We start from the raw sequence: 26703 nt of genomic DNA on the forward strand, positions 1-26703 counted from the left end.
CCTGGAATCTTTGAGAGAATGAAGCGATGAGTAGTAGCCTGGGCCAGCCCCTGCTGACATTCCCGGACGCGGACCGCAGCCCGCTGAGCATTCGCGCCAAGGCACTGGTATTCGCAGACCCTCGCTCGCAGGTCCTGCGCGAGCGTATGCAGGCGCTTGCGCCTGGGGCGTTGCCGGTGCTCATTCATGGCGAAACCGGAACCGGCAAGGAGCTGCTTGCCCGGCACTTGCACAAGGCCAGCGACCGGCCGGGCATGTTCGTGTCGGTAAATTGCGGGGCCTTGAGCCCGACCTATGCCCAGGCGGAACTGTTCGGCCATGCGCCAGGCGCTTCGCCCGGGTCGGCCGCGAGCCGGGCGGGCTGGTTCGGCTCCGCCAATGGCGGCACCCTTTATCTGGATGAGATCGCCGACCTGCCGCTACCCATCCAGGCCGCACTGCTCGAGGCGCTGGAAAATCACGAAGTGCTGCGCGTAGGCGCGACGCAGCCCACTCCGGTGGATGTACGCTTGATCGCGGCCTCGAGCATCGAACTGGGCCAAGCAGTGGCGGTCGGCAAGTTCAACGAGCGGCTGTGGCGTTATCTGGATGAAGGGCGCCTGCGGCTCCCGGCCTTGCGTGAACGTCCCGGCGATATCCTGCCTCTGGCGGAATACTTCCTGGGTATCTACAGCCAGCGGTTGGGCCTGCCTACTCCAACCTTCAGCGAAGCCGCGATGCAACGGATGCTTGCCCATGGCTGGCCAGGCAATACGCGCGAACTGGAAAACATCATTCACTTCGCGCTTCTGGTCAGCGAAGGGCCCTGCATCGAAGCCAGGCATTTGAGCCAGGCCGGCATAGGCGCGAATTCGAGCCGCCTTGAGGACCATCTAGCCTTGTGCCTTAGAACAGGGGATGCCCATTCTAGAGCGGCTACGCTGGTTCTTTTACGCCGTTACGCTGTTGAGCTTGAAAAAAATTCATAAGCAGCTAGAAAAAAGGTATTTCAACGGCATAAGGGAATTGAGTATCGTCCCGCCATGCCAGAATACTGGCACCCTGCTTAATAAGGATTACCAATGAAAAAGGCACTTCTGTTCTCTGCATTCGCTGCTGCGTTGTCCGTGGCGGGCTTCGCCCAGGCCGCTGAAAAGCTCGTGGTGGCGGCCACGCCTATCCCCCATGCTGAAATCCTTGAGCTGATCAAGCCAACCCTGGCCAAGGAAGGCATCGACCTGGAGATCAAGGTCTTTACAGACTACGTACAGCCGAACGTTCAGGTAGACCAGAAGCGCCTCGACGCCAACTACTTCCAGACGCTGCCTTACCTGAAGAGTTTCAACGAAGGCAAGGGTACCCACCTGGAGACGGTCATTGGCGTGCATGTCGAGCCTTTCGGTGGTTACTCCAAGAAGGTCAAGAGCCTGTCCGAACTCAAGGACGGGGCGACCGTAGCCATTCCGAACGAGGGCAGTAACAGCGGCCGCGCCTTGCTGCTGCTGCAAAAGGCTGGGCTGATTACCCTGAAAGACCCAAGCAATGCCCTGGCTACGCCTAAAGACATCGCTACCAACAGCAAGAACCTGAAGTTCAAGGAGCTGGAGTCGGCCATGCTGCCGCGCGTGCTGGACCAGGTCGACCTGGACATGATCAACACCAACTATGCCCTGGAAGCCGGCCTGAACCCTGCCAAGGATGCGCTGGTGATCGAAGGCAGCGACTCGCCCTACGTGAACTACCTGGTCGCTCGTCCGGACAACAAGAACAGCGATGCCATCCAGAAGCTGGCCAAGGCCCTGACCTCGCCAGAAGTGAAGGCCTTCATCGAGAAGAAGTATAACGGCGCCGTACTGCCTGCCTTCTGACCATGCCTGCGGGGGCTGGCGCTCGCTGGCCCTCTTGAGTCGAGGCCCGCCTTGGGCAAGGCCTCGCTTCTGCTTTTTCAATCCTCCCCGCACTCTCGCTCGACCCGGCGAGGCGGTTCTTTTTTCCTCCTTCGATGCATCAGGCGCAATGAACCGATCACAATCGGTTACAGTCGCATCACCAGATTTTCCGTGCAAAGGAAGTGTGCATGACGCGTGCGTGGGGGAGGGGAGTCGCCTGGGCGTTCCTGGCGTTGCTGTACGGCTGCGGCGAAAAACCCGCCTTGCAACCCGAGCGGCCTCGAGTGATGGTGCAGACCGTGCAGAGCGTGCCGTTCGCGCCCAAGGTCGAGGTCACCGGCGACATCCAGGCCAGGGTGCAGACGCAGCTGTCGTTCCGCGTCTCTGGCAAGATCATCCAGCGTATGGTGGACGTCGGCGACCGTGTCAGCCCACGTCAGGTACTGGCCCGGCTGGACCCGAAGGACCTGCAAACCAGTGTGGATTCAGCCACGGCCGCGGTCGCCGCTGAACAGGCGCGTGTCACCCAGGCCAGCCTGGCCTTCGAGCGCCAGGCCAAGCTCCTGCCCAAGGGTTATACCAGCCGTAGCGAATACGATTCCGCCCAGGCTGCGCTGAAAAGCAGCCAGAGCGCGCTGGCCGCCGCCCGCGCCGAGCTGGCCAATGCCCGGGAGCAACTGAGTTACACCGACCTGATCGCCGATGCGCCAGGCGTGATCACGGCGCGACAGGCAGAGGTCGGGCAGGTGGTCCAGGCGACCCAGCCCATGTTCAGCCTCGCCCGGGACGGTGAACGCGATGCGGTGTTCAATGTGTATGAGTCGCTGTTCCTCAGCCCTGCGGGCGATGCGCCCATCACGGTGCGCTTGCTGGAAGACCCCAGCGTGACCGTGGAAGGTCGCGTGCGGGAAGTCACCCCAACGGTATCGGCGCAAACCGGCACGCTGCAGGTGAAGGTAGCGCTGGCGGCGCTTCCCCCGCGCATGCGCCTGGGCTCTGTGGTCAGCGGCGCCTTGGCGGCCCCGGCCCAGCCAGCGATGGAGCTGCCATGGTCGGCCTTGACCAAGGACCTGCATGACCCGGCTGTGTGGCGGTTGGATGGTGACAAGGTCACGCTGCACAAGGTCACCGTTGGCCGCTACCTGACCGGCAAGGTGGTGATCACCGAAGGCCTGGCGCCTGGCGACCGTGTCGTGGTGGCAGGCGGGCAATTGCTGCATCCGGACATGCAGGTGGAAGTCGCCCAGGAGGCCAAGCCATGAAACCCTGGTTCCTGCTGCCTATGCTGATGCTGGCCGGTTGCGGCGAAGACCCGCCGCCGAAGGAGCCGATCAGGCCGGTGCTGTCGGCGGTCGTGGTCGCCGTCGACCAGCAAGCCTTGGGTCGCTTCGCCGGCAATATCGAGCCGCGCTATCAAAGCACCCTGGGGTTTCGCGTGCCGGGCCGTATCGCTCGTCGGCTGGTGGACGTGGGCGATGAGGTCAAACGAGGCGACCTGCTTGCCGTGCTCGACCCCACCGACCAGCAGAACCAGTTGCGCTCCCGTGAGGGCGACCTGAGCCGGGTCGAGGCCCAGTGGATCAATGCCCAGGCCAACAGCCGACGGCAGCAAGAGCTGTTCGATCGGGGCGTGGGCTCGGCCGCGTTGCTGGACCGGGCCACCGCGGACCTGAAAACCACTGCCGCGTCCTTGGAGCAAGCCAAGGCCGCCGTAAGCCAGGCCCGTGACCAGCTAGGCTACAGCGAGCTGCGCGCGGACCATGATGCCGTGGTCACCGCCTTGAGCGCCGAAGCCGGGCAAGTGGTGGCGGCTGGCCAGGAAGTGGTGACCCTCGCCCGGCCCGATGTGAAGGAAGCGGTGATTGACCTGCCCATGAGCCTGGCCGAACAGCTCTCGCCGGATGCAGACTTTCAGGTGCAGGCACAACTGGACCCTACCGTGACCACCCATGCCAGGCTGCGGGAGGTCGAGCCCCAGGCCAATAGCACCACTCGCACCCGCCAGGTACGTCTCAGCCTGGTGGACACTCCGGCGGGCCTGCGCCTGGGCACTGCGATCAGCGTGACCCTGAGCCGCCCGGTTCAGCCCCGTAGCGCCTTGCCCGTGCAGGCCTTGCAAGAAGCCGATGGGCAAACCCGGGTGTGGGTCATCGATGAACAGGCCCGCAGTGTGTCGCCCCGCCCGGTCACTGTACTGGAGCGGCAAGGCGATACCGCCATCGTGGACACCAGCGTGCGCCCGGGTGAGCGAGTGGCCATCGCCGGGCTCAACAGCCTCAAGCCGGGGCAAGCGATCAAGACCGACCAAGGAAAGGCCCAATGAGCGGCAGCAAGTTCAACCTCTCGGACTGGGCGCTACGGCATCAGTCTTTCGTGTGGTACCTGATGTTCGTGGCCCTGCTGATGGGCGTGTTTTCCTACATGAAGCTGGGGCGCGAGGAAGATCCGGCCTTCACTATCAAAACCATGGTCATCCAGACCCGCTGGCCGGGCGCGACCCAGGACGAAACCCTCAAGCAGGTCACCGACCGAATCGAGAAGAAACTCGAAGAGCTCGACTCGCTGGATTACACCAAGAGCTATACCCGGCCAGGCGAATCGACGGTGTTCGTGTATCTGCGCGACACCACCAAGGCCGGGGCGATACCTCATATCTGGTACGAGGTGCGCAAGAAGATCGACGATATCCGCGGGGAGTTTCCCCAAGGCTTGCAGGGGCCGGCCTTCAACGATGAATTCGGCGACGTGTTCGGCTCTATCTACGCCTTTACGGCAGATGGCCTGAGCATGCGCCAGCTGCGTGACTATGTGGAGCAAGTACGCGCGGGCATCCGCCAGGTGGAAAACCTGGGCAAGGTGGAGATGATCGGTGAACAGGACGAAGTCATCTACCTGAATTTTTCCACGCGTCAACTGGCCGCCCTGGGGCTGGACCAGCGACAGGTGGTGCAGGCGCTACAGGCGCAGAATGCGGTGACCCCCGCGGGGACCATAGAGGCCGGCCCTGAGCGTATTTCCGTGCGCACCACCGGCCAGTTCCGCTCCGAGGCTGACCTGCGCGAGCTCAACCTGCGGGTCAACGACCGTTTCTATCGCTTGGCCGATGTAGCGCAGATCAGCCGCGGCTACGCCGAGCCGCCCGCGCCCATGTTCCGCTACAACGGGCAGTCGGCCATTGGCCTGGCCGTCGCCATGCGTGATGGCGGCAATATCCAGGCTTTCGGCAAGGCCCTGCACGCGCGGATGAGCGAGCTCACCGCCGAGTTGCCGGTCGGGGTGGGCGTGCACTCGGTATCGGACCAGGCGGCCGTGGTGGAAAAGGCTGTCGGCGGCTTTACCAGCGCCTTGTTCGAGGCAGTGGTGATCGTGATGGTGGTCAGCTTCGTCAGCCTGGGTATCCGCGCCGGGCTGGTAGTGGCCTGCTCGATCCCGTTGGTGCTGGCCATGGTGTTCGTCTTCATGGAGTACAGCGGCATCACCATGCAGCGTATTTCCCTGGGGGCCTTGATCATCGCCCTGGGGCTGCTCGTAGACGATGCCATGATCACCGTAGAGATGATGGTCACGCGGCTGGAGCTTGGCGACAGCCGGGAAAAGGCCGCGACCTTTGCCTATACCTCCACCGCTTTTCCCATGCTTACCGGCACGCTGGTCACCGTGGCCGGCTTCACGCCCATCGGGCTCAATGCCAGCTCTGCGGGTGAATACACCTTCACGCTGTTCGCGGTGATCGCCATTGCCATGTTGGTATCCTGGGTGGTGGCGGTGTTCTTCGCGCCTGTGATCGGCGTGCACATCCTCAGCGAGAAAATCACCAAGAAGCACTCGGACGAGCCGGGGCGTATCGGGCGGATGTTCAACAACGCCCTGTTGAGCTGCATGCGCCACCGTTGGCTGACCATCATCGGCACCCTGGCGATCTTCGCCCTGGCGCTGTTCTGCATGCGCTTCGTCCAGAATCAGTTCTTCCCCTCGTCAGACCGGCCAGAGCTGCTGGTAGACCTGAACCTGCCGCAGAACGCATCCATCCATGAGACCGCGCGAGCGGTGGACAAACTCGAAGCCATGGTCAAGGACGACCCGGACATCCTGCGCTGGAGTACCTACATCGGTGAGGGGGCGATTCGCTTCTATCTACCACTGGACCAGCAGCTGCAGAACCCTTACTACGCTCAGTTGGTGATCGTCAGCAAGGGGCTGGAAGAGCGTGAAGCACTGGCGGAGCGGCTGCGGCAGAAACTGCGTCAGGAATTCGTAGGCATCGGCACCTACGTGCAACCCCTGGAGATGGGACCGCCGGTGGGCCGACCATTGCAGTACCGGGTCAGCGGCCGCGACCTCGACGAAGTGCGCAAGCATGCCATCGACCTGGCCACGCTGCTGGACCAGAACCCTCATGTGGGGGACATGATTTTCGACTGGAACGAACCGGGCAAGGTCCTGCGCGTCGATATCGCCCAGGACCGCGCCCGCCAGTTGGGGCTCTCCTCCGAGGACGTGGCCAAGCTGATGAATACCATTGTCAGCGGCGCACCCATCACCCAGGTCAACGATGACATCTATCTGGTGAACGTCGTCGGTCGCGCCGAGGATGCGGAGCGGGATTCGCCGGAAACCCTGCAGAACCTGCAGATCGTGACCCCGAATGGGGTGTCCATCCCGCTGCGGGCGTTCGCCACGGTCCGCTATGAACTGGAACAGCCACTGGTCTGGCGGCGGGACCGTTTGCCCACCGTAACCTTGAAGGCGGCGGTGCGCGACAAGATCCAGCCCACCGACCTGGTCACCCAGCTCAAGGCCGACGTGGATCGCTTCGCCGCCGAATTGCCCCAGGGTTATACGGTGACTACCGGCGGTACCGTGGAGGAAAGCGGCAAGGCCCAGGGGCCAATCGCCCAAGTGGTACCTTTGATGATCTTCCTGATGGCCACCTTCCTGATGATCCAGCTGCACAGCGTGCAGAAGATGTTCCTGGTCGCCAGCGTGGCGCCCCTGGGGCTGATCGGGGTGGTGATTGCCCTGGTGCCCACCGGCACGCCGCTAGGCTTCGTGGCTATTCTCGGGGTGCTGGCGCTGATCGGCATCATCATCCGCAACTCGGTGATCCTGGTGACCCAGATCGATATCTTCGAGCGCGACGGCTACAAGCCTTGGGACGCCGTGGTGGAGGCGACCCAGCACCGGCGCCGGCCGATCCTGCTGACCGCGGCCGCGGCCAGTCTGGGCATGATCCCGATTGCCCGGGAAGTGTTCTGGGGGCCCATGGCCTACGCCATGATCGGCGGCATCATCAGCGCGACCCTGCTTACGCTGTTGTTCCTCCCCGCGCTCTATGTGGCCTGGTATCGCATAAAGGAGCATTGAAATTCAGCGGGTGGGAGTCAGCGCAGCTGACGAATTGCGCTCGATCAGAAAGCCTTTTCGCTAGCTGGCGCTAGCTCCCGCCGTGATCACTCGCTGTCCAATGAATGGGGGTTCAGTTCACCGGTTGCTCAGCTGACGAACTTGCCAAGGAACTGCCGGGTGCGCTCATGCTGGGGCGCGGCGAACAAGGCCTTCGGGTCTCCCTGTTCGATGATCTTGCCCTTGTCGAAGAAGATCACCCGGTTGGCCACGTCCCGGGCGAAGCTCATTTCATGGGTGACGATCACCATGGTGCGCTTCTCCTCGGCCAAGCCGCGAATGGTCGCCAGTACCTCGCCCACCAGTTCCGGGTCCAGGGCCGAGGTGGGCTCATCGAACAGAATCACCTCCGGGGCCATGGCCAGGGCACGGGCAATGGCAACCCGTTGCTGTTGCCCGCCGGAGAGCCGACGAGGATAAGCGTCTTCCTTGCCCGCCAACCCTACCTTGGCCAGCAGAGCGCGGCCCAGGTCCTGGGCCTCGGCCAAGGGCATCTTCTTCACCACCACAGGGCCTTCGATGACGTTCTCAAGGGCGGTGCGGTGAGGGAAGAGGTTGAAGTTCTGGAAAACGAAGCCTACCTGCTGACGTAGCCGGCGCACTTGCGCCTGCTGCCGGGCAATGGGCTGGCTGGCGTCGATCTGCACGTCGCCCACCTGGATATGCCCGGCTGTCGGCGTTTCAAGCAGGTTCAGGCAGCGCAGGAAGGTAGTCTTGCCCGAGCCGCTCGGCCCAATGATGGCCACGACTTCGCCTTCTTTTACCGTCAGGTCAAGGTCATCGAGCACAGTCGTGTCCTTGAACCGCTTGGTGAGGTGTTCCACCACAATCATGGCTTAGCGCTCCAGGTCATGGCGATTGACGCGTCGTTCCAGGCGATGCTGGAAGTGCGCAAGGATACTGGCCAACACCCAGTAGATAAGGGCCGCGCTCAGGTACATGGCGAAGATTTCGAAGGTGCGCGCGGTGACCAGCTGCGCCTGGCGGAACAGCTCCGGCACCTGAATGGTCGCTGCCAGGGCCGTGTCCTTGACCAGGGAAATGAAACTGTTACCCAATGGCGGCAGCGCGGTGCGCGCTGCCTGGGGAAGAATGGTCCGGCGCAGGGTTTGCCAGCGGGTCATGCCAATGCTGGCGGCGGCTTCCCACTGGCCGCGATCGATCGAGGCAATGGCGGCCCGCAGGATTTCACAGGCGTAGGCCGCCATGTTCAAGGAAAAGCCGATCAGCGCCGCCGTGAGTGGACTGAGTTCGATACCCACCGACGGCAGGCCGTAGTAGATCAGGAACAGCTGCACCAGCAGGGGCGTGCCGCGGAAGAACGACACATAGATCCCGGCCAGGCAGCGCAGTAGCCGCAGCCGGGACAGGCGCATCAGGGCCAGGGCGAAACCCAGCAGCAGCCCGAAGAACATGCCGCCCAGGCTCAGCACCACGGTGAACCAGGCGCCCTGGAGCAGGAAGGGCAGCGACTCCAGGGCGACGCGCAGGCTTTCCTGGTTCATTGGGTGACGTCAGCGCCGAACCACTTCTGGGACAGCTGAGCCAGGGTGCCGTCCTGGCGCAGCTTGGCCAGGGCGTCGTCGATGGCCTTGAGCAGTTCCGGCTCGCCCTTGCGCACGGCCACGCCGGCTTCCTGGCGAGAGAAGGCTTCGCCGGCCACGGCCAGGCGGTCGTTGGTCTTTTTCACGGTATCCAGGGCGGCGAGGCGGTCCACCAGGATGGCATCGATACGCTTGTTCATCAGGTCCTGGAACTTGGTAGGGTCGTCCTCGTAGGTGCGCACATCAGCCTGAGGTACGTTTTGCTTTACCCACTGTTCGTAGTTGGTACCCAGGCCGACGCCGACTTTCTTGCCCGCCAGGTCTGCCGGCTTGGTGATGGTCGCCGCATTGGCCTTCAGGGTCAGGGCCTGGATGCCGGATACGGTATAAGGCACGGAAAAGTCGTACTTTTTCTTGCGCTCGTCAGAAATGGTCACCTGGTTGATGACCACGTCCAGGCGCTTGGATTCCAGCGCCGCCAGGATGCCGTCCCACTTGGTCGGCTGCAGTTCGGCCTTCACACCCAGCGCCTTGGCCAGGGCCTGGGCCAGCTCTACCTCGAAGCCGGTCAGCTTGCCGCTGTCATCCACATAGCTGAAGGGTGGGTAGGTGCCTTCCAGGCCTACCTTCAGGACCTTGCTGTCCTGGATCTGTTGCAACTGCTGGCCCGCCTGGGCCTGGCTGCCCATGGCGGTGGCCAGGGCGATGGCGGTGAAGGCGAAGTAGCGACGCAGAGCGTTCAAGCGCATGGCAATATCCTTTGGGCTAAGGTCAGGCAGACCAGGCATCGGTATAGGCAAAGAGGGCAGGCGCCCCGCCGGTATGGAGAAACAGCAGGGGGCCATCGTCGAAGCGTTGGCGACCCACGCCGTCGAGCAGCGCCGCCATGGCCTTGGCGGTATAGACAGGGTCGAGCAGGATTCCTTCCTGGGCGGCCAGCAGTTTGATAGCCGCCAGGCCTCCAGCGTTCGGTTCACCGTAACGAGGACCGTAGTACTCGTCCCACAGATGAATGCGCAGGCTTTCAGGCAGCGGGACGGCCAGCAAGGCAGCCGTGGCCTCGGCCAGGTGTTGCACCTTGGGGCGCTGCTGGTCTTCGTCGCGGGAAACGGTTACCCCGATCACCGGCAGTTCCGGCAGCTGATGGCTCAAGCCAAGGGCCAGCCCGGCATGGGTGCCGGCGCTGCCGCTGGCCAGCACCACGGCGGCGAAATCCACGCCGCTGGCCTGGATCTGCTCAGCCAGCTCCAGGCCGGCTCGCACGTAGCCAAGCGCGCCTACAGGGCTGGAACCGCCGACAGGCACGATGTAAGGCCGTTTGCCCGCCGTGCGCAACCGCGCCGCCAGGGCTTCGAGGGCAGCCGGGGCGTTGTCCAGGTTCTCGACCAGCTCCACCCGGGCATCGAACAGGTCCAGCAACAGGCGATTGCCATTGCCCAGGTAATCCGGCGCCGTGGTGCCAATGGGGTTTTCCAGCAAGGCGAAGCAGGAAAGGCCAAGCCGTGCCGCCAGGGCGGCGGTTTGCCGTACGTGGTTGCTCTGGATGGCGCCCGCGGTGATCAGGGTATCGGCCCCTTGCGCCAGGGCGTCGGCAGCCAGGTATTCAAGCTTGCGCAGCTTGTTGCCTCCCAGCGCCAAGGGTGTCAGGTCGTCCCGCTTGATGTGGATGTCCCGCCCCAGCCACGCGGAGAGCCGCTCTAGCCTTTCCAGCGGCGTTGCGGTTTGCATCAGGTTCAGGCGAGGAAAGCGGGCAAGCTGGGTGGAGATCATGGGATGTCCAGTAGGCGGTCGACCAGCGACTATAGGCATGCGTCGCGGCCCAGGCAATACGCTTGTCGGGCAAGTATAAGCACGCCGATACATATTCCCTGACGCCTGGACGGTCGGGAAAATGGTTATTTTTTCAATACTCTGATTTCCCGTACAGTAGGCGCCGGAACGGCGCGCACGCCGTTGCCCCAACGCAGGAGAAGGTACCGTGAGCGAGACTGGGCAAAGCCGCAGCCATAACGGCGGCCACTGGCAACTGAAAGGCATCGTGGACGAACTACGGAGCGCGCGCGAACAATGGCGCCGCCAGAATGGCCGCAGTTGTGGTTCCACCGGCGGGCGTGACCTGCCTTCTCGGGAGGCGGTGGCCACGGTGCTGGAGCAACTGTGTGGCGCGCTCTTCCCGATGCGCCTGGGCCCGGTGGACCTGCGCGAGGAGAGCGAAGACTTCTACGTCGGCCATACACTGGATGCAGCCCTGAACGGGCTGTTGGCCCAGGCGCGCCTCGAACTGCGCTACGCCGGCCGCCACGGCCCATGCAACATCGAGGAGCTGGACGCCACCGCGCTTCGCCTGATCCAAGGGTTCGCCACCGCCTTGCCAGGCATCCGGCGCCTGCTCGATACCGATGTGCTAGCGGCCTACCAGGGCGACCCGGCCGCCCGCAGCGTGGACGAGGTCTTGCTTTGCTATCCAGGCGTACTGGCGATCATCCATCACCGGCTGGCCCATCATCTGTACCGCGCGGGTCTTCCCTTGCTGGCGCGCATCGCTGCGGAGCTGGCCCATTCCAGTACCGGCATCGATATCCACCCCGGCGCCCAGATCGGCCCCAGCTTCTTCATCGACCACGGCACGGGCGTGGTCATCGGGGAAACCTGCATCATCGGCGAGCGGGTGCGGATCTACCAGGCCGTTACCCTTGGGGCCAAGCGGTTCCCGGCCACTGAGGACGGCTCGCTGCAGAAAGGCCTGCCGCGTCATCCCATCGTGGAAGACGACGTGGTGATCTACGCCGGGGCGACCATCCTGGGTCGTATCACCATCGGCAAGGGCTCCACCATCGGCGGTAATGTCTGGCTCACCCGCAGCGTGTCGCCGGGCAGCAACCTGACCCAGGCGAACCTGCAGCAGGATGAAAGTGGCGTTCGATAGAGGCCGCGAGGCGATGCAAGCCCTGGTGGGAGGCAGCGCAGCTGCCGAATAGATGTTGCCAACGTCTGTTCCCCAGCTGGCGCTGGGTCCCACGGGACACAGACAACCCCATGAGGAAGACCTGTGGCGGTGAGCCGGTTTGGCCTCGGGCGGGAATCATGTTTTAATTGAACGCTCGTTCAATTAAAACATGTTCGCACGCTGCGTTCATCTGGAGGCCCGTCCTGCCCGTGACCAGTCATTCCGCACCTGTCCGCATGAACCCGCCGGTGTTTGCCTTCGCCGCTGGCGCCATCCTTCTCTTCTCCGCCGTTGTGCTGGCTTTCCCTAGCGCCGCGGGGGCCTGGCTGCTCAAGGCTCAGGCCTGGGCCTCCAATACCGTCGGCTGGTATTACCTGCTGGCCATGAGTCTTTACCTGGTTTTCGTAGTGGTCACGGCGCTTTCCGGCTACGGCCGTATCAAGCTGGGCGCGGACCATGACGAGCCTGAGTTCAGTTATCTCTCCTGGGCGGGAATGCTCTTTGCCGCGGGCATCAGCATCACGCTGTTCTTCTTCTGTGTATCGGAGCCGCTGACCCATTTCACTCATCCGCCCCAGGGCGAAGCTGGCAACGAGGCCGCTGCTCGCCAGGCCATGCAGTTGCTGTTCCTGCATTGGGGCCTGCATGGTTGGGGTGTCTTCGCATTCGTGGGCATGGCACTGGGTTATTTCGCCTACCGGCATAACCTGCCGCTGGCGTTGCGCTCGGCCCTTTACCCGCTGATCGGCAAGCGGATCAACGGCCCTATCGGCTATGCCGTGGATGGTTTCGGCATCATCGCCACGGTGTTCGGGCTAGGGGCTGACATGGGTTTCGGGGTGCTGCACCTCAACGCCGGGCTTGATCAACTGTTCGGGATGCCCCATAACCAATGGGTGCAGTTGGGGCTGATCGCCCTCATGATGGGTGCCGCCATCCTGGTGGCCGTCTCCGGCGTGGACAAGGGCGTGCGGGTCATGTCGGACCTGAACATGCTTCTGGCCTGCGCCCTGCTGCTGTTCGTGCTCTTCGCCGGGCCTACCCAGCACCTGCTCAATACCCTGGTACAGAATGTGGGCGATTACCTTTCGGTGCTGCCGGCCAAGAGCTTCGACCTCTATGCCTATGGCAAGGTCGGCGGCTGGCTAGGCGACTGGACCGTGTTCTACTGGGCCTGGTGGATTGCCTGGGCACCCTTCGTCGGGTTGTTCATCGCACGGATTTCCCGCGGGCGAACCATCCGCGAATTCGTGTTCGGCGTGCTGTTCATTCCCCTGGGGTTCACCCTGGCCTGGATGTCCATATTCGCCAACAGTGCGCTGGATCTCCAGCTTCACGGCGTACTTGACCTCGCCGCTTCGGCCATCGCCGATCCGTCCCGTACGCTGTACCTGATGCTGCAGCAGTACCCTTGGAGCCGCACGGTCATCGCGGTCACGGTGTTCGTCAGCTTCGTCTTCTTCGTCACCTCCGCGGACTCGGGTACCGTGGTGCTGTCCACCTTGTCTGCCAAGGGCGGCGGGCCGGACGAAGACGGCCCCAAGTGGCTGCGTGTGTTCTGGGGTACCGCCACGGCCCTGGTCACTGGCGGCCTGTTGTTCGCCGGCAGTATCGATTCGCTCAAGTCGGCGGTGGTGCTGACCTCCCTGCCGTTCTCCCTGATCCTCTTGCTGATGATGTGGGGCCTGCACAAGGCGTTCTACATGGAGTCTCAGCGGCAGATCGCCCAGCTTTATTCCTTGGCGCCCAGCACGTCTGCGCGCCGTGGCAAGGGGCGTGGCGGCTGGCGTCAACGCCTGAGCCAAGCCGTGCATTTCCCCTCGCGGGATGAGGTGTACCGCTTCATGGAAGGCTCCATTCGCCCAGCGATGCAGGAGGTATGTGCCGAGTTCGTGGGCAAGGGCCTCACTGCGCGGGTCGAGGAAAACACCGGCCACGACGCTGAAAGCCTGATCGTGACCCACGGCGAGGAACGGCCCTTCATTTATCAGGTGCGCATGCGTGGGTACTTCACGCCGTCGTTCGCTCGCGGCGGGATGGGCAACAAGGAGCTCAAGAACCGCCGCTACTATCGAGCCGAGGTTCATCTAGCAGAAGGCAGCCAGGACTATGACCTGGTTGGCTACAACAAGGAGCAGATCATCACCGACATCCTGGATCAGTACGAACGGCACATGCAGTTCCTGCACCTGGTTCGCTGACAGGAGGCAGCGGAAGCCGCCGCGCAAAGGCGGTAGTCCGCTGCCGGGGCCCCGCTAGACGATCCCGCCGTTGGCACGCAGCACCTGGCCGTTGATCCAGCCGCCTTCGGGCCCTACCAGGAAAGCCACTATGCCGGCGATATCCTCCGGCTCACCCAGGCGCTCCAGAGGCGGGCGCTTGGCCAGTTGCTGGATCAGTTCCTCGGTCTTGCCTTCGAAGAACAGCTCAGTGGCGACCGGGCCTGGGGCAACGGCATTGACCGTAATGTCCCGGCCACGCAGTTCCTGGGCCAATACCTTGGTCAATGACTCCACCGCCGCCTTGCTGGCGATATACAGGGAGTAATTGGGCAGGTTCATGCCCACCGTGCTGCTGGAAAGATTCACGATGCGGCCGCCGTCGTTCAAGCGCCGAGCCGCCTCGCGCAGTGTATTGAAGGTACCGCGGGTGTTGATGTTGAAGGTATGGTCGAACAGCTCGTCGCTGCTGTCTGCCAAAGGCACCATCTTCAGGATGCCGGCGTTGTTGACCAGCACGTCGATCTTGCCGAACGCAGCTTCGGCCTCATCGAACAGGCGGCGTACATCGCTGCTGTCGGCCACGTTCGCCCTGATCGCCACGGCGCGTCCGCCTTCTTCTTTGATGCGTGCAACCAGTTCATCAGCGTCCTTGGCGCTATGGGCATAGTTGATGACCACAGCGAAGCCATCGTCCACCAGGCGCAACGCCAGGGCGGCACCAATGCCACGAGAGGCGCCCGTGATCAGGGCTGTTTTCTGGGTAGCGATAACCATGAAGAGCTCCTCGGATGAAAGTTACAAAACCCTAGCCCAGATACGTGCCTGTTTTCGTGAAACTACTACTTTTTGAGCAATCCCAGAGTTTCTTTAGCCTGGTAAAGGGCTTTGGCGCCATGGCCCACGCCAGGGATTTCTCCATGTTCCCGCGTCAGGGGTACCTGCCAATCGCGGCTGAGCTGGCGTTCATAGGCCAGGTAGTTGCGTTGGCGCTGCAGCCGATTGTCGCCCTGGGCCAAGGCGGCGCAGCTGCGGTCCAGCAGGGGATGGCCGGGGTCGTTATCCCGGGCGCCTACCAGATAGGTAATGTCGCGCCTGGCATAGCGCTGGAACAATTGGCGGCTGTCCAACCCTGAACCCAGATAGGCTGGTAGCGCCTGCAAACCGTAGCGGTAACGGTCGACACCCGGGCAGTCACCTTCCACGGTCTGGGCGAAGCCACCCTCGACCGGTCGGCGAGCATCGAAATACAGATAACTCGACGGGCTCGAAATGACATAGCGCACCTTGATGCCACGGTTGGCCAAGGCGAGGTCGGCGTGGCCTAGCACTGCATAGCGTTGCAGCAGCTGGCCGCCGGCGGAATGACCCATCAGTATGATGTGCCGCAGGTGGGGATAATGCTGGTTATCGCCCAACCAGGTGAGCAGTTCGTCCAGGGCCTGTACCGGAGTGATGCCCGTACGGCCAGCCACCGATGGGCTGGCCTGCATCCAGGTCTTGCTCCACAACGGGAGGTCTCTGCGGCCCGGCAGGTCGTGTGCTGTGAAAAAGCCGGGGGCCAGCACCAGGGTATGACTCACTGGCCAGGAAAGGTCTGACGATAGTCGCTGGGCGATCCTGAAATAATCCGCTGGGTTACGGCGAACGCCATGAAGAACGACGACCACGCGTTCTACTTCGGGGTCGCCACCTGGCATGTTCAACGGCCTGCTAGCGAAGGCCGCCAGGCCGTGATCGACGGCGATCGGCACCCTTTGCAAGGGCCCGCCCTTGCAGATGCAGGCATAGAGCAGGATCAGCAGGCTGATCGCAAGCTTCTGCAACATGGAAGGGCTCCGCTCAGGGCATTGCCCGAAAGCTAGCGCCGATTCCGGTTTCATTCAACGTGGCGCATCTCCCAGGATGGTCGCGCGATGCATCACACGACGCGTGGGCCGGTAATCATCCACGGCGTAGTGCTGGGTTACGCGGTTGTCCCAGAAGGCCACATCGTTGACCCGCCATTGCCAACGCACGGTGAATTCCGGGCGAGTGGAATGGTTGAACAAAAAGGCGAGCAGGGTGGTGCTTTCCGCCTCGCTCAGCTCGTTGATGCGGGTAGTGAAACCGTCATTGACGAACAGCGCCTTGCGCCCGCTGCGCGGGTGGATGCGTATTACCGGATGGCTGACCGGAGGATGACGGCGCCGGGTTTCTTCCCAGCGGGCCAACGCCTCAGGGCTGGTGCCAAAGCGCTCCAGGGGAAAGGATTTGCTGAACTCATGGCGCGCCGTCAGGCCTTCGAGCAACCGCTGGATGGGCGCGGACAAACCCTCGAAGGCGGCAATGCCGCTAGCCCAGAGGGTATCGCCACCCTGGGCCGGCACCTGTTTGGCCGCCAGCACGGCACCCATGGCCGGTGCCGGCAGGAAGGTTACGTCGGTATGCCAGATGGCATTGTCGCGGACATCCGTTACTGCGGTATCAAGTACCAATACTTCAGGCTGTTCGGGCACGTTGGGGTAGATAGGGTGGATATGCAGGTCGCCGAAGGTCATGGCGAGCCGGGCCTGCTGCTGGGGCGTCAAAGGCTGCTCCCGGAAGAACAACACCTGATGGTCGAGCAGGGCCTGCTCGAGCGCGTCGCGGTCGGCCTCGCCCAGTGGGCGAGTGAGGTCCAGGCCATCGATACGCGCACCGATGGCAGGGTTCAGCGGGGTGATGTTCAGTGTCATGGGATTCGCTCGGTTGACCAATACGAAAAGAGGGCGCGATCAATGGCCACGGCCATGCCAGGGCACCAGTCGACGCTGCAGCGCCCGCAGCCCCAGTTCCAGGGCGAAGGCGACCACGGCGATGACCAGAATGCCAAGAATGACCACGTCGGTGATCAGGAACTGCGCGGCGGACTGGACCATGAAGCCCAGGCCGCTGGTGGCGGCGATTAGCTCGGCGGCAACCAGCGTCGACCAGCCTACGCCCAGCCCGATGCGTACGCCGGTGAGAATATCCGGCAGGGCGCTGGGCAGAATCACATGGCGTACCAGCTGTGTCCGCGTAGCGCCCAGGCATTGGGCGGCGCGCAGGCGAGCCGGGTCTACGGTGCGCACGCCGGTTGCCGTGGCGATGGCGATGGGCGCGAAGATGGCCAGGTAGATCAGCAAAACCTTGGAGAACTCACCGATGCCGCACCAGATGACGATCAGTGGCAGGTAGGCCAAGGGGGGGATCGGCCGGTAGAACTCGATTAGCGGGTCCAGCACCCCTCGGGCGATGCGGTTGCGGCCAATGGCGATACCGACCGGAATGGCCGTGAGGATGGCCAGGCCCAGGGCCAGGCCGATGCGCTGCAGGCTGGCGCCCAGGTGCTGCCAGAGGGTCGCATCCATGTAACCGGTGGTTGCCAGCAGCCAGCCCTTCTCCAGTACGGCCGAGGGCGCCGGCAGGAAGAGTGGGTCGACCCAGCCGAAGCGGGTGGCGGCCCACCAGGCCAGGATCAGCGTGGCGGCAGTAAGGGCACTCAGCGCGCGGGTGCTCAGAGCGCGGCTCGACACGGGCGCGCGACCGGGCGCGTGCCCGGCCACGGTCAACTCAGCATGGTTCATGGCGCCTCCTGGGCAGCAGCGTGGCGTTGCGAGAAGACCTGGGCCAATACCCGCTCGCGAGTCTCGATGAAGCGAGGGTCCGACTTGATCGCCCGCGCCGATTCGCCGGCAGCGTAGCGGCGGCCGAAGTCCAGGCTGAGTCTTTGAACGATCCTGCCTGGATTGGGCGCCAGAAGAATCAGGTCGGTGGCCAGGAACACGGCCTCTTCGATGTCATGGGTAATGAGGAACACAGGCTTGGCCGTGCGCTTCCATACCGACAGCAACAGCTCCTGCATCTGCTCCCGGGTGAAAGCGTCCAGGGCGCCGAAGGGTTCATCCATCAGCAATATCCGCGGCTCCGCCGCCAGGGCCCGGGCCAGGCCGACCCGCTGGCGTTGGCCGCCAGACAGTTCCCAGACGCGACGCTGGCCAAAGCCCGCCAACCCCACCAGAGCCAACAGTTGTTCGGCCTTGGCTTCTCGCCTGGGGCGATCGATGCCGGCGAGCTCCAGGCCGAAGGCTACGTTCTGTAGCACATTCTGCCAGGGCAAGAGCACATCGTCCTGGAACACCACGGCGCGGTCCGCGCCGGGGCCCTTCACGTGGATACCGTCAAGGCGCAGGCTACCAGCACTGGGGGGGACGAAACCGGCGATCAGATTAAGCAATGAGGTTTTGCCACTGCCGGAGGGGCCAAGGGCGACCATCAGCTGTTCAGGGCCCAGGCGCAAGGACAGGTTTTCCAGTACCGGGGCGCTGGCGCCTGGGTAATGGGCGCTGACGCAGTCGAGTTCTAGCTGTGCCATGGTGACCCTCCTCTGAATGACGACCCAGCGGCTACTGGACGTACTTGGCGCTGACGAAGTCGCTGTAGTCCGGCAGTACGCTCTCGACTTTGCCTTGCTCCTTCAGGAAGGCGGCGGTATCCGCGATGGCCTTGGCCGTTCCACCTTGCAGAAGCGCCGGCGAGGTCTGCACCTGGGCCTGGGGGAAGGCCGAGCCGGCCAGCAGTTCAGGCACGTCGGCCGCGTTGGAGCCGGTGAGCCGCGCGATGTCCTTCACTGGCGCCGAATCCGCCGTCCATTCGTTTCTGTGTGCCGCGTAGTCGGCATAGGCATCGAGGGTGACACGAGCGAACTTGGCGATCACGTCCGGATGTTTCTCGGCATAGTCCTTGCGCGCCACCCAGACTTCGAAGGTAGGCGCGCCCCATTGACCCACTTGGGCGGCATCGGTCAGCACCGTGCCGGTCTTGCGGATTTCGCCCAGGGCCGGCGACCACACGAAGGCGCCGTCGATGTCGCCGCGTTTCCAGGCTGCGGCGATCTCCAAGGGTTGCAGGTTCACTACCTTCACCTTGCTGGTGTCCAGCCCCCAATGCTTGAGCGCCCCCAAGAGGCTGTAGTGAGAGGTGGACACGAAGGGTGTCGCAATGGTTTTGCCAACAAGGTCTTCAGGCTTGCTGATGCCGCTGCCATTGCGTACCACCAGCTGCTCCGAGCTGTTGATCTGAGCAGACACAATGAACGCCACTATGGGCAGCTTGCGCGAAGCCGCCGCGGCCAGCGGGCTGGAGCCGAGGTTGCCAATCTGAACATTGCCCGAGGCCAGGGCGGTCACTACTTCCGAGCCGCTATTGAAACGGCGCCAGTCGATCTTTTCTCCGATCGCCTTCTCATAGGCACCAGAAGCCTGGGGTACCTTGCTTGGGTCGATGCCGGTCTGGTAGGCCACGGTAAGATCTGCAGCCTGGGCGGACACCGTAGCGGCAGCCAGGGCAAGAGCGGTGATCAATGAGTGGAAGCTGAGGGTGCGGGCCATGGGAATGCCTGGGAAGTGAATAATGCGACGATAATATTGTTATAAGAAATGTTAAATAAATACTTTTTGGTTATTAGCTTATGGCGAATGTCCGAGCCCGCAAGACAGGAAACACAGGTTCAGCTAAACCTGTCAGGGCTGCCTACGCAGTTAGTACGCCTGGAAGTAAGGTTATAAGCAGAGAATCATTTATTCCTTCTGGTCTTCTTCTAACTGATGCAGCATGACCTGACAGACCCAAGGAGCTACCTCATGAGCCTTAAGCTGGGCGATATCGCCCCTGATTTCGAACAGGATTCCAGCCTCGGCCGTATCCGCTTCCACGAATGGCTTGGCAACAGTTGGGGTGTGCTGTTTTCTCACCCTGCCGACTTCACTCCGGTGTGCACCACTGAGCTGGGCTTTACCGCCAAGCTCAAAGAAGAATTCGACAAGCGCGGCGTCAAGGCCATCGCACTCTCGGTAGACCCGGTCGAGTCCCACGTGAAATGGATCGACGATATCAACGAAACCCAAAGTACCCAGGTGAACTTCCCTATCCTGGCCGATGCGGACCGCAAGGTCTCCGACCTGTACGACCTGATCCACCCCAACGCCAATGACACGCTGACGGTGCGCTCGTTGTTCATCATCGATCCGAACAAAAAGGTGCGTCTGACCATCACCTATCCCGCCAGCACGGGGCGAAATTTCAACGAGATACTGCGGGTGATCGATTCGCTGCAGCTGACCGACAACCACAAGGTGGCTACCCCCGCCAACTGGCAGGACGGTGAAGACGTGGTGATCGTGCCTTCTCTGAAAGACGAAGGCGAGATTGCGCAGCGGTTCCCCAAGGGCTATCGCGCGGTCAAGCCCTACCTGCGCCTGACACCGCAGCCCAACCGCTGAAACCTATGCCTAGCAGGGCTTTGGGGGCCACGAGGGTGGTCCCCCTTTTTTTGTTGGGCACTGGCACCGAGCCGGATATGTATAGCGGTTGGAGCCAGCGAAGCTGGGAATTCGCGCAAGCTATCAGCGCTCGTTCCCTAGCTTCGCTAGGTCCCACACAACCTGCCTCGGTGCTCTGCCTGACATCATTCCCTTAGACAAACTGCCGGAACAGCCAGTACAACCCCGCCGAGAGCGCAATGGCGGCGGGGAGGGTGAGTACCCAGGCCATCAGCAGATTGCGTATGGTGCGCATCTGCAGGCCTGAGCCATTGGCCGCCATGGTGCCGGCCACGCCTGACGAGAGTACGTGGGTGGTCGATACCGGCAGGCCGTACATGTCGGCCGCGGCGATAGTCAGCATGGCGACGGTTTCGGCGCTAGCACCCTGGGCGTAGGTCAAGTGCGTCTTGCCGATGCGCTCGCCTACGGTGATCACGATACGACGCCAGCCCACCAGGGTGCCCAGGCTCAAGGCGATGGCTACCGCTACCTTCACCCACGGCGGGATGAAGCGTGTCGCCTCGTTGGTATAGGCCTGGAAGGCTTTGAGCTTGTCCTTGGTATCGGCGTTGAAGCTCCCCAACTTTTCTTTGTCCATCAGCCGAATCGTTTCCGACGCCAGATACATGTCGTTGCGTACGTTGGAGCTGGCTTGCGGCGGTACCCGATCCAGGGAGCCGTAGCCCTTGACCTGGTCGCCGATGCTGCCGATCAGGCTTGCCAGCGCCGGGACCAGCCCGGGGCTGGCTTTCTTGTCGATGAGAAATTGTTCCAGCTGCTGCCGTGGCGCCTCGCTCGGGGTACCGGGTTCTGCCTGTAGCAAAGCTTGCTGCGTAACCTGGGCCAGGGCGGCGAACCTTTGGGTCTCGGGTTCGGGAATGGCACGGTTCAGGGCATACGCCATGGGCAAGGTGCCGATCAGGATGAGCATGATAAGTCCCATGCCCTTTTGCCCATCGTTCGAGCCATGAGCGAAGGACACCCCGGTACAGGTCATGATCAACAGCCCACGAATCCAGAACGGCGGCGGCGTGTTGCCCTCCGGGGCCTGGTACAGCGCGCGGTTCTTCACTAGATGGCGCAGAAGCAGCATCAACCCGGCCGCGCAGGCGAAGCCGATCAAGGGCGACAGCAGCAGGGCATAGCCGACCTTGGCCGCCTGGCTCCAGTCCACCCCGGACGTACCATCGCGGCCGCTCATCCAGGCATTGGCTACCCCTACGCCGATGATCGAGCCGATCAGCGTATGGGAAGAAGACGCCGGCAGGCCGAGCCACCAGGTGCCCAGGTTCCACAGGATCGCGGCGATCAGCAGGGCGAAGATCATTGCGAAGCCGGCCGAGGAGCCCACCTGGAGGATCAGGTCCACGGGTAGCAGCGCAATGATGCCAAAGGCCACCGCTCCGCTGGAACTGAGCACCCCGATGAAGTTGAAGGCACCTGACCACATCACCGCCACCTGCGCGGGGAGCGAATGGGTATAGATCACAGTCGCCACGGCATTGGCGGTGTCATGGAAGCCGTTGACGAATTCGAAACCCAGGGCGATTACCAGGGCGACACCTAGCAGGATGTAGGGTGTCCAGGTGGTGGCATCGACGTTGGACGTATCCAGATCTCGGTTCAGGCTCCAGAACATATAGCCCAGGCCAGCGGCCAACACGGCGTAGAAGAGCGCCTTGACCAAGGGATGGGAACGGCGATCCAGCTCGGGGCCGTTTCGCTTCGCGACTCCGGCGAGTGTGGTGGTAGTCATCGGGCAGCTCCAGGCTGGAAAGAGGCAACCCTGATCCTGCTCGTCAAATGTTACAAAAAAGTTCTCAAGTTTTCCCTCCGTCAGCCGGCAGACCAGCGGCTATAAAAAATGGAATAAGCAAAGAAATAAATATGATTTATGGATATATGAAAGCAGGAGTAGGCTCAGCGCTCTGGTTTCAGGGTTGGCGAGGAGCGTCGGATGCTTGTGGTATCGATAGGGGGTAGCCCCAGCGTGCGGTCACGCTCCACCATCATGCTTGAGCGAGCACGACAGAGCCTGCAGCAGCGGGGCATCGAAGTGGTGAGTTACCAAGTGCGGGAGTTTCCCGCCGAAGATCTGCTGCACGCCCGCTTCGATAGCCCGCAGGTCCAGGCATTTCGGGATGTGGTCGAGCAGGCTGACGGCTTGATTGTCGCGACCCCGGTGTACAAGGCCTCGTTCAGCGGCGCCTTGAAAACCTTGCTTGACCTGTTGCCCGAGCGGGCCTTGGCCAGCAAGGTGGTCCTGCCTATCGCCACGGGCGGCAGCATCGCCCATATGCTGGCTGTGGACTACGCCCTCAAGCCGGTGCTGGCCGCCTTGAAAGCTCAGGAAATGCTCCAGGGCATCTTTGCCGAAGATTCCCAGATCGCTTATGGCGAAGGCGCGGCGTCAGCCAGCCTCAGCCCGGCTTTGGAACAGCGCCTGGAGGGCGCGCTGGAAGAATTTCATCAAGCGCTTGCCCGGCGGCCTCGTCCGCTGTTGCACGGGCAGCTCGGCCGTAGCCTGATCGAGGCGCGCTGGAGCATCTGAACCGTCTGAACCGTCTTATCGCCTTCTGACCCGACCACGGGAAGCAGGTGCCAGTACCCGACACTCAACAAGGAGAGCGCCATGCGCACAATCACCTTGCGTCGAGGGCTGGTCGCCCTGTTTACCGCGACCGTTGCCCTCGGAGCACTTAGCCAGGCACAGGCTGAAACCTTACGCATCGGCTATCAGAAGTACGGCACCCTTGTGCTGCTCAAGGCGAAGGGCACATTGGAGAAACGCCTGGCTGACCAGGGCATCAGGGTCCAGTGGACGGAGTTTCCCGGTGGGCCACAGTTGCTCGAAGGGTTGAATGTGGGGTCGATCGATTTCGGCGTCACCGGTGAAACGCCGCCAGTGTTCGCCCAGGCCGCCGGTGCCGATCTTGTCTACGTGGCTCACGAACCGCCCGCACCGACCAGCGAAGCGATCCTGGTGCCCAAGGAGTCGGCCATTGCCAGTGTCAAAGATCTGAAAGGCAAGAAGGTAGTGCTGAACAAGGGCTCAAACGTGCACTACCTGCTGGTGCGCGCCCTGGAAGACGCCGGGCTCAAATACACTGACATCCAGACCGTATTCCTGCCCCCGGCCGATGCCCGCGCCGCGTTCGAGCGAGGCAGCGTGGACGCCTGGGTCATCTGGGACCCCTACCAGGCTGCCGCTGAGCAACAGCTCGGCGCCCGTACCCTGCGTGACGGCAGTGGTCTGGTAGACAACAACCAGTTTTACCTGGCCACCCGGCCTTATGCCCAAGCCCACCCCGCCGTGGTGGCGGCCCTGGTCGAAGAAGTTCGCAAAACAGGGGAGTGGTCCCAGGCGAACCCGCAAGAGGTTGCCGAGCAGGTCGTACCCCTGTTGGGACTGCCTGCCCCTATCGTGCTGACAACAGTGAAGCGTCAGGGCTTCGGGGCCGGCTACATCACCCCGGAGGTGACTGCCGCCCAGCAGAAGATCGCCGATGCCTTCTACCAGCTCAAGCTGATACCCAAGCCTTTGAACGTCAAGGATGTGGTCTGGACACCTCCGGCAAGCCTGGCCGTGCAATGAATTCCCTGGCCGGTCTGGCCGACGCTTCCCTCTGGAGACAACTCCCATGAGTCTGAACATTTTCTGGTTTCTGCCTACCCACGGTGACGGACACTACCTGGGCACTGCCCAGGGCGCCCGCACCGTCGATCATGGGTACCTGCAGCAGATCGCCCAAGCGGCTGACCGTCTCGGCTACGGCGGGGTACTGATTCCCACCGGGCGCTCTTGCGAAGATTCCTGGCTAGTGGCCGCCTCGTTGATTCCGGTCACACAGCGCTTGAAATTCCTCGTGGCCCTGCGCCCGGGAATCATCTCGCCAACTGTGGCCGCGCGCCAGGCTGCGACCCTGGATCGCCTTTCAGGCGGCCGCGCGCTGTTCAACCTGGTGACCGGCGGCGACCCGGATGAACTGGCGGGTGATGGCCTGTTCCTCAGTCATGAAGAACGCTACGAAGCCTCCGTGGAATTCACCCGCATCTGGCGCCGCGTGCTGGAAGGCCAGACCGTCGACTATGACGGCAAGCACATCAAGGTCAGGGGTGCCAGATTGCTCTACCCCCCACTGCAGCAGCCCCGTCCGCCACTCTATTTCGGTGGTTCCTCCGAGGCCGCGCAAGACCTTGCCGCGGAGCAAGTGGAGCTGTACCTGACCTGGGGCGAGCCACCGGCGGCCGTGGCGGAGAAGATCGCCCAGGTGCGAGCCAAGGCAGCGACGCAAGGGCGCAGCGTGCGTTTCGGCATTCGCTTGCATGTGATCGTGCGCGAAACCAATGAGCAGGCCTGGGCCGCGGCGGATCGGCTGATCGCCGAGCTGGACGATGACACCATCGCCAAGGCCCAGTCGGCCTTCGCACGCTTCGACTCGGTCGGCCAGCAGCGCATGGCGGCCTTGCATGGAGGCCGTCGCGACAAGCTCGAAGTCAGCCCGAACCTCTGGGCCGGCGTCGGCCTCGTGCGCGGCGGCGCTGGCACAGCGCTGGTGGGCGATGGCACTACAGTAGCCGCGCGGGTGAAGGAATACGCCGACCTGGGCATCGACACCTTCATTTTCTCGGGTTACCCACACCTGGAAGAGTCCTATCGCGTCGCTGAGCTGCTGTTCCCGCACCTTGACGTGGAACGTCCACAAGCACAGTGCGGCCAGGGTTACATCAGCCCCTTCGGTGAAATGGTCGCCAATGACATCCTGCCCAAAGCCGTTGCGCAGAGTTGAGGAGGGGCCATGAGCATTGCGCGTAGAACCACCGAACGCCTGGCCCCCTGGGCCTTGCCCGTGGTGCTGCTGGCGACGTGGCAACTGGCGGTCAGCGCGGGCTGGCTGTCTACCCGCATCCTGCCCGCGCCCAGTGCCGTGCTGGAGGCGGGAGTGGCCCTGGTACAGTCGGGCGACCTTTGGAAACACTTGGCCATCAGCAGCTGGCGCGCCGCCGTGGGCTTTGCCATAGGCGGCAGCATCGGGCTGGGCCTCGGGTTCCTGACCGGGCTGTCCCGCTGGGGTGAACGCTTGCTGGACAGCTCCGTCCAGATGATCCGCAACGTGCCGCACCTGGCGTTGATACCCTTGGTGATCCTCTGGTTCGGCATCGACGAGTCGGCAAAGATCTTCCTGGTAGCCTTGGGCACTCTGTTCCCTATCTATCTCAACACCTATCACGGTATCCGTAATGTCGACCCGGCCTTGCTGGAGATGGCGCGCAGTTACGGCCTATCAGGCCTGGCGCTGTTCTGGCAGGTGATACTGCCCGGCGCGCTGCCATCGATCCTGGTGGGTGTGCGTTTTGCCCTGGGCTTCATGTGGCTCACGCTGATCGTGGCCGAGACCATTTCCGCCAGCTCCGGCATCGGCTACCTGGCGATGAATGCACGCGAATTCCTGCAAACCGACGTAGTGGTCCTGGCCATCGTGCTCTATGCCGTGCTGGGCAAGCTGGCCGATCTGGCCGCCCGTGGCCTGGAGAGGGCCTGGTTGCGCTGGCATCCGGCCTACCAGGGCGCCAAGGAGGCCAGGGCATGAGCATCCTGAACGAGACACCTCATTTCTTGCGTGGCATCAGCGTGGATGTGCGGGGCCTGACCCGTACCTTCGACCGGCGTCAGGTACTCAAGGGCATCGACCTTCACATTCCGCTGGGCCAGTTCGTGGCCGTGGTAGGCCGCAGCGGTTGCGGCAAGAGTACGTTGTTGCGCTTGCTGGCTGGCCTGGACAAGCCCAGCGGCGGCAGCCTGGGCAGCGACGAGGGCAGCCTGGAAAGCGTGCGTGACGGTACTCGCCTGATGTTCCAGGAGCCGCGCCTGCTGCCTTGGAAAACGGTGATCGAAAACGTTGGGCTGGGCCTGAAGGGCAACTGGAAAGCCCAGGCGTTGGACGCGCTCAAGGCCGTAGGCCTGGCCGAGCGGGCCGGGGAGTGGCCGGCAGCGCTTTCGGGTGGGCAAAAGCAGCGTGTTGCCCTGGCCCGGGCGCTGATCTACCAGCCACGGCTGTTATTACTGGATGAACCCCTGGGCGCGCTCGATGCCCTCACCCGCATCGAAATGCAGCAGCTGCTGGAGCGCCTGTGGCAGCAGCATCGTTTCACCGTGGTGCTGGTGACCCATGACGTCGCCGAGGCGGTAGCCGTGGCCGATCGCGTGATCCTGATCGAAGAAGGCCAGATTGGCCTGGACCTGGCGGTCGATCTGCCACGCCCACGGCAGCGGGGTTCACACGCCCTGGCCGAGCTGGAAAGTCGCATTCTGGAGCGGGTGCTGTCGTTGCCTGGCCAGGATGCGCCGCAGGAACCTGTTCAACCCTTGCCTACGCAGTTGCGCTGGGCTTATTGAAA

At 62.9% G+C, this 26703-nt stretch carries 24 protein-coding genes; 13 read left to right on the plus strand and 11 right to left on the minus strand.

The genetic code is table 11. The features are described from left to right. Window positions 1-26 precede the first annotated feature (26 nt). The 5 genes from BN1188_RS01650 (at window position 27) to BN1188_RS01670 (ending at window position 7232) form a co-directional block, all read left to right on the plus strand. Window positions 27-968, plus strand: coding sequence for a sigma 54-interacting transcriptional regulator (locus BN1188_RS01650; RefSeq protein ID WP_040259448.1), 942 nt, complete (start codon window positions 27-29; stop codon window positions 966-968). Between the two features lie 93 nt (window positions 969-1061). Then, entirely contained in the window at window positions 1062-1847 is a 786-nt protein-coding gene (locus tag BN1188_RS01655; RefSeq protein ID WP_040259449.1) for a MetQ/NlpA family ABC transporter substrate-binding protein, read from the plus strand. 209 nt (window positions 1848-2056) lie between these two features. After that, window positions 2057-3130: an efflux RND transporter periplasmic adaptor subunit gene (locus BN1188_RS01660; protein WP_040259450.1), complete on the plus strand. Its 1074-nt coding sequence runs from the start codon at window positions 2057-2059 to the stop codon at window positions 3128-3130. Next, window positions 3127-4191: an efflux RND transporter periplasmic adaptor subunit gene (locus BN1188_RS01665; RefSeq protein ID WP_040259451.1), complete on the plus strand. Its 1065-nt coding sequence runs from the start codon at window positions 3127-3129 to the stop codon at window positions 4189-4191. Before BN1188_RS01660 ends, BN1188_RS01665 begins: the two co-directional genes overlap by 4 nt. Continuing rightward, window positions 4188-7232 (plus strand): efflux RND transporter permease subunit, encoded by a 3045-nt coding sequence (locus BN1188_RS01670; RefSeq protein ID WP_040259453.1) that lies wholly within the window; start codon window positions 4188-4190, stop codon window positions 7230-7232. Before BN1188_RS01665 ends, BN1188_RS01670 begins: the two co-directional genes overlap by 4 nt. 128 nt (window positions 7233-7360) lie before the next feature. Here the strand turns inward: BN1188_RS01670 and tcyN are convergent, their stop codons facing one another. The 4 genes from tcyN to BN1188_RS01690 are packed head-to-tail and all read right to left on the minus strand — an operon-like array spanning window position 7361 to window position 10585. Continuing rightward, window positions 7361-8104, minus strand: coding sequence for an L-cystine ABC transporter ATP-binding protein TcyN (gene tcyN, locus BN1188_RS01675; protein ID WP_040259454.1), 744 nt, complete (start codon window positions 8102-8104; stop codon window positions 7361-7363). Between the two features lie 3 nt (window positions 8105-8107). Continuing rightward, entirely contained in the window at window positions 8108-8776 is a 669-nt protein-coding gene (gene tcyL / locus BN1188_RS01680) for a cystine ABC transporter permease (protein ID WP_040259455.1), read from the minus strand. After that, window positions 8773-9564, minus strand: a complete 792-nt coding sequence (gene tcyJ / locus BN1188_RS01685) for a cystine ABC transporter substrate-binding protein (protein ID WP_040259457.1) — start codon at window positions 9562-9564, stop codon at window positions 8773-8775. The genes tcyL and tcyJ overlap by 4 nt, the downstream gene beginning before the upstream one ends. A 22-nt stretch (window positions 9565-9586) precedes the next feature. After that, window positions 9587-10585, minus strand: a complete 999-nt coding sequence (locus BN1188_RS01690; RefSeq protein ID WP_040259458.1) for a D-cysteine desulfhydrase — start codon at window positions 10583-10585, stop codon at window positions 9587-9589. 208 nt (window positions 10586-10793) lie between these two features. Between BN1188_RS01690 and epsC the strand changes: the two genes are divergently transcribed. Further along, on the plus strand, window positions 10794-11741 hold the full coding sequence (epsC, locus tag BN1188_RS01695) for a serine O-acetyltransferase EpsC (RefSeq protein ID WP_052469112.1): 948 nt from the start codon (window positions 10794-10796) through the stop codon (window positions 11739-11741). A 257-nt stretch (window positions 11742-11998) separates the two neighbouring features. Further along, window positions 11999-13963 (plus strand): choline transporter BetT, encoded by a 1965-nt coding sequence (betT, locus tag BN1188_RS01700; protein ID WP_052469139.1) that lies wholly within the window; start codon window positions 11999-12001, stop codon window positions 13961-13963. A gap of 54 nt (window positions 13964-14017) precedes the next feature. On the opposite strand, the gene BN1188_RS01705 is transcribed toward betT, so the two are convergent. From BN1188_RS01705 to tauA, 6 genes are all read right to left on the minus strand, one after another. Further along, window positions 14018-14758: an SDR family oxidoreductase gene (locus BN1188_RS01705; RefSeq protein ID WP_040259462.1), complete on the minus strand. Its 741-nt coding sequence runs from the start codon at window positions 14756-14758 to the stop codon at window positions 14018-14020. Between the two features lie 65 nt (window positions 14759-14823). After that, window positions 14824-15810, minus strand: coding sequence for an alpha/beta fold hydrolase (locus tag BN1188_RS01710; protein WP_052469113.1), 987 nt, complete (start codon window positions 15808-15810; stop codon window positions 14824-14826). A 54-nt stretch (window positions 15811-15864) separates the two neighbouring features. Continuing rightward, the gene (gene tauD / locus BN1188_RS01715) at window positions 15865-16698 is read right to left on the minus strand and encodes a taurine dioxygenase (RefSeq protein WP_040259463.1); all 834 of its coding nucleotides are present in this window, start codon (window positions 16696-16698) and stop codon (window positions 15865-15867) included. 39 nt (window positions 16699-16737) lie between these two features. Next, window positions 16738-17568 (minus strand): taurine ABC transporter permease TauC, encoded by an 831-nt coding sequence (gene tauC, locus BN1188_RS01720; RefSeq protein ID WP_040259465.1) that lies wholly within the window; start codon window positions 17566-17568, stop codon window positions 16738-16740. Further along, complete coding sequence (gene tauB / locus BN1188_RS01725) at window positions 17565-18356, minus strand: taurine ABC transporter ATP-binding subunit (protein ID WP_040259467.1); 792 nt, start codon at window positions 18354-18356, stop codon at window positions 17565-17567. The genes tauC and tauB overlap by 4 nt, the downstream gene beginning before the upstream one ends. 31 nt (window positions 18357-18387) lie before the next feature. After that, a complete protein-coding gene (gene tauA, locus BN1188_RS01730; protein ID WP_040259468.1) occupies window positions 18388-19371 on the minus strand; it encodes a taurine ABC transporter substrate-binding protein in 984 nt (327 codons plus the stop codon). Between the two features lie 252 nt (window positions 19372-19623). Here tauA and BN1188_RS01735 point away from each other — a divergent pair, with 252 nt between their 5' ends. Continuing rightward, window positions 19624-20262 carry a peroxiredoxin gene (locus BN1188_RS01735; RefSeq protein ID WP_040259470.1) on the plus strand — a complete coding sequence of 213 codons (639 nt, stop codon included), beginning with the start codon at window positions 19624-19626 and terminating at the stop codon, window positions 20260-20262. 193 nt (window positions 20263-20455) lie between these two features. On the opposite strand, the gene BN1188_RS01740 is transcribed toward BN1188_RS01735, so the two are convergent. Beyond that, on the minus strand, window positions 20456-22060 hold the full coding sequence (locus tag BN1188_RS01740) for an inorganic phosphate transporter (protein WP_040259471.1): 1605 nt from the start codon (window positions 22058-22060) through the stop codon (window positions 20456-20458). 201 nt (window positions 22061-22261) lie between these two features. Here BN1188_RS01740 and ssuE point away from each other — a divergent pair, with 201 nt between their 5' ends. The 5 genes from ssuE (at window position 22262) to ssuB (ending at window position 26701) form a co-directional block, all read left to right on the plus strand. Next, window positions 22262-22855 carry an NADPH-dependent FMN reductase gene (ssuE, locus tag BN1188_RS01745; RefSeq protein ID WP_040259472.1) on the plus strand — a complete coding sequence of 198 codons (594 nt, stop codon included), beginning with the start codon at window positions 22262-22264 and terminating at the stop codon, window positions 22853-22855. 81 nt (window positions 22856-22936) lie between these two features. Continuing rightward, window positions 22937-23899 carry a sulfonate ABC transporter substrate-binding protein gene (locus BN1188_RS01750; RefSeq protein WP_040259474.1) on the plus strand — a complete coding sequence of 321 codons (963 nt, stop codon included), beginning with the start codon at window positions 22937-22939 and terminating at the stop codon, window positions 23897-23899. A gap of 46 nt (window positions 23900-23945) precedes the next feature. Further along, window positions 23946-25094, plus strand: coding sequence for an FMNH2-dependent alkanesulfonate monooxygenase (gene ssuD / locus BN1188_RS01755; protein WP_040259475.1), 1149 nt, complete (start codon window positions 23946-23948; stop codon window positions 25092-25094). 9 nt (window positions 25095-25103) lie between these two features. Then, window positions 25104-25895 carry an aliphatic sulfonate ABC transporter permease SsuC gene (gene ssuC / locus BN1188_RS01760; RefSeq protein ID WP_040259476.1) on the plus strand — a complete coding sequence of 264 codons (792 nt, stop codon included), beginning with the start codon at window positions 25104-25106 and terminating at the stop codon, window positions 25893-25895. Beyond that, window positions 25892-26701 carry an aliphatic sulfonates ABC transporter ATP-binding protein gene (gene ssuB, locus BN1188_RS01765; protein WP_040259478.1) on the plus strand — a complete coding sequence of 270 codons (810 nt, stop codon included), beginning with the start codon at window positions 25892-25894 and terminating at the stop codon, window positions 26699-26701. The genes ssuC and ssuB overlap by 4 nt, the downstream gene beginning before the upstream one ends. Window positions 26702-26703: the final 2 nt, after the last annotated feature.

This window comes from Pseudomonas massiliensis (genome assembly GCF_000826105.1).
Classification (GTDB): Bacteria; Pseudomonadota; Gammaproteobacteria; order Pseudomonadales; family Pseudomonadaceae; genus Aquipseudomonas; species Aquipseudomonas massiliensis.

Bases quoted from the DNA above. Each gene is read 5' to 3' on its own strand.
- BN1188_RS01650 (WP_040259448.1), top strand. From the start codon at position 27: ATGAGTAGTAGCCTGGGCCAGCCCCTGCTGACATTCCCGGACGCGGAC.
- BN1188_RS01655 (WP_040259449.1), top strand. From the start codon at position 1,062: ATGAAAAAGGCACTTCTGTTCTCTGCATTCGCTGCTGCGTTGTCCGTG.
- BN1188_RS01660 (WP_040259450.1), top strand. From the start codon at position 2,057: ATGACGCGTGCGTGGGGGAGGGGAGTCGCCTGGGCGTTCCTGGCGTTG.
- BN1188_RS01665 (WP_040259451.1), top strand. From the start codon at position 3,127: ATGAAACCCTGGTTCCTGCTGCCTATGCTGATGCTGGCCGGTTGCGGC.
- BN1188_RS01670 (WP_040259453.1), top strand. From the start codon at position 4,188: ATGAGCGGCAGCAAGTTCAACCTCTCGGACTGGGCGCTACGGCATCAG.
- tcyN (WP_040259454.1), bottom strand. From the start codon at position 8,104: ATGATTGTGGTGGAACACCTCACCAAGCGGTTCAAGGACACGACTGTG.
- tcyL (WP_040259455.1), bottom strand. From the start codon at position 8,776: ATGAACCAGGAAAGCCTGCGCGTCGCCCTGGAGTCGCTGCCCTTCCTG.
- tcyJ (WP_040259457.1), bottom strand. From the start codon at position 9,564: ATGCGCTTGAACGCTCTGCGTCGCTACTTCGCCTTCACCGCCATCGCC.
- BN1188_RS01690 (WP_040259458.1), bottom strand. From the start codon at position 10,585: ATGATCTCCACCCAGCTTGCCCGCTTTCCTCGCCTGAACCTGATGCAA.
- betT (WP_052469139.1), top strand. From the start codon at position 11,999: ATGAACCCGCCGGTGTTTGCCTTCGCCGCTGGCGCCATCCTTCTCTTC.
- BN1188_RS01705 (WP_040259462.1), bottom strand. From the start codon at position 14,758: ATGGTTATCGCTACCCAGAAAACAGCCCTGATCACGGGCGCCTCTCGT.
- BN1188_RS01710 (WP_052469113.1), bottom strand. From the start codon at position 15,810: ATGTTGCAGAAGCTTGCGATCAGCCTGCTGATCCTGCTCTATGCCTGC.
- tauD (WP_040259463.1), bottom strand. From the start codon at position 16,698: ATGACACTGAACATCACCCCGCTGAACCCTGCCATCGGTGCGCGTATC.
- tauC (WP_040259465.1), bottom strand. From the start codon at position 17,568: ATGAACCATGCTGAGTTGACCGTGGCCGGGCACGCGCCCGGTCGCGCG.
- tauB (WP_040259467.1), bottom strand. From the start codon at position 18,356: ATGGCACAGCTAGAACTCGACTGCGTCAGCGCCCATTACCCAGGCGCC.
- tauA (WP_040259468.1), bottom strand. From the start codon at position 19,371: ATGGCCCGCACCCTCAGCTTCCACTCATTGATCACCGCTCTTGCCCTG.
- BN1188_RS01735 (WP_040259470.1), top strand. From the start codon at position 19,624: ATGAGCCTTAAGCTGGGCGATATCGCCCCTGATTTCGAACAGGATTCC.
- BN1188_RS01740 (WP_040259471.1), bottom strand. From the start codon at position 22,060: ATGACTACCACCACACTCGCCGGAGTCGCGAAGCGAAACGGCCCCGAG.
- ssuE (WP_040259472.1), top strand. From the start codon at position 22,262: ATGCTTGTGGTATCGATAGGGGGTAGCCCCAGCGTGCGGTCACGCTCC.
- BN1188_RS01750 (WP_040259474.1), top strand. From the start codon at position 22,937: ATGCGCACAATCACCTTGCGTCGAGGGCTGGTCGCCCTGTTTACCGCG.
- ssuD (WP_040259475.1), top strand. From the start codon at position 23,946: ATGAGTCTGAACATTTTCTGGTTTCTGCCTACCCACGGTGACGGACAC.
- ssuC (WP_040259476.1), top strand. From the start codon at position 25,104: ATGAGCATTGCGCGTAGAACCACCGAACGCCTGGCCCCCTGGGCCTTG.
- ssuB (WP_040259478.1), top strand. From the start codon at position 25,892: ATGAGCATCCTGAACGAGACACCTCATTTCTTGCGTGGCATCAGCGTG.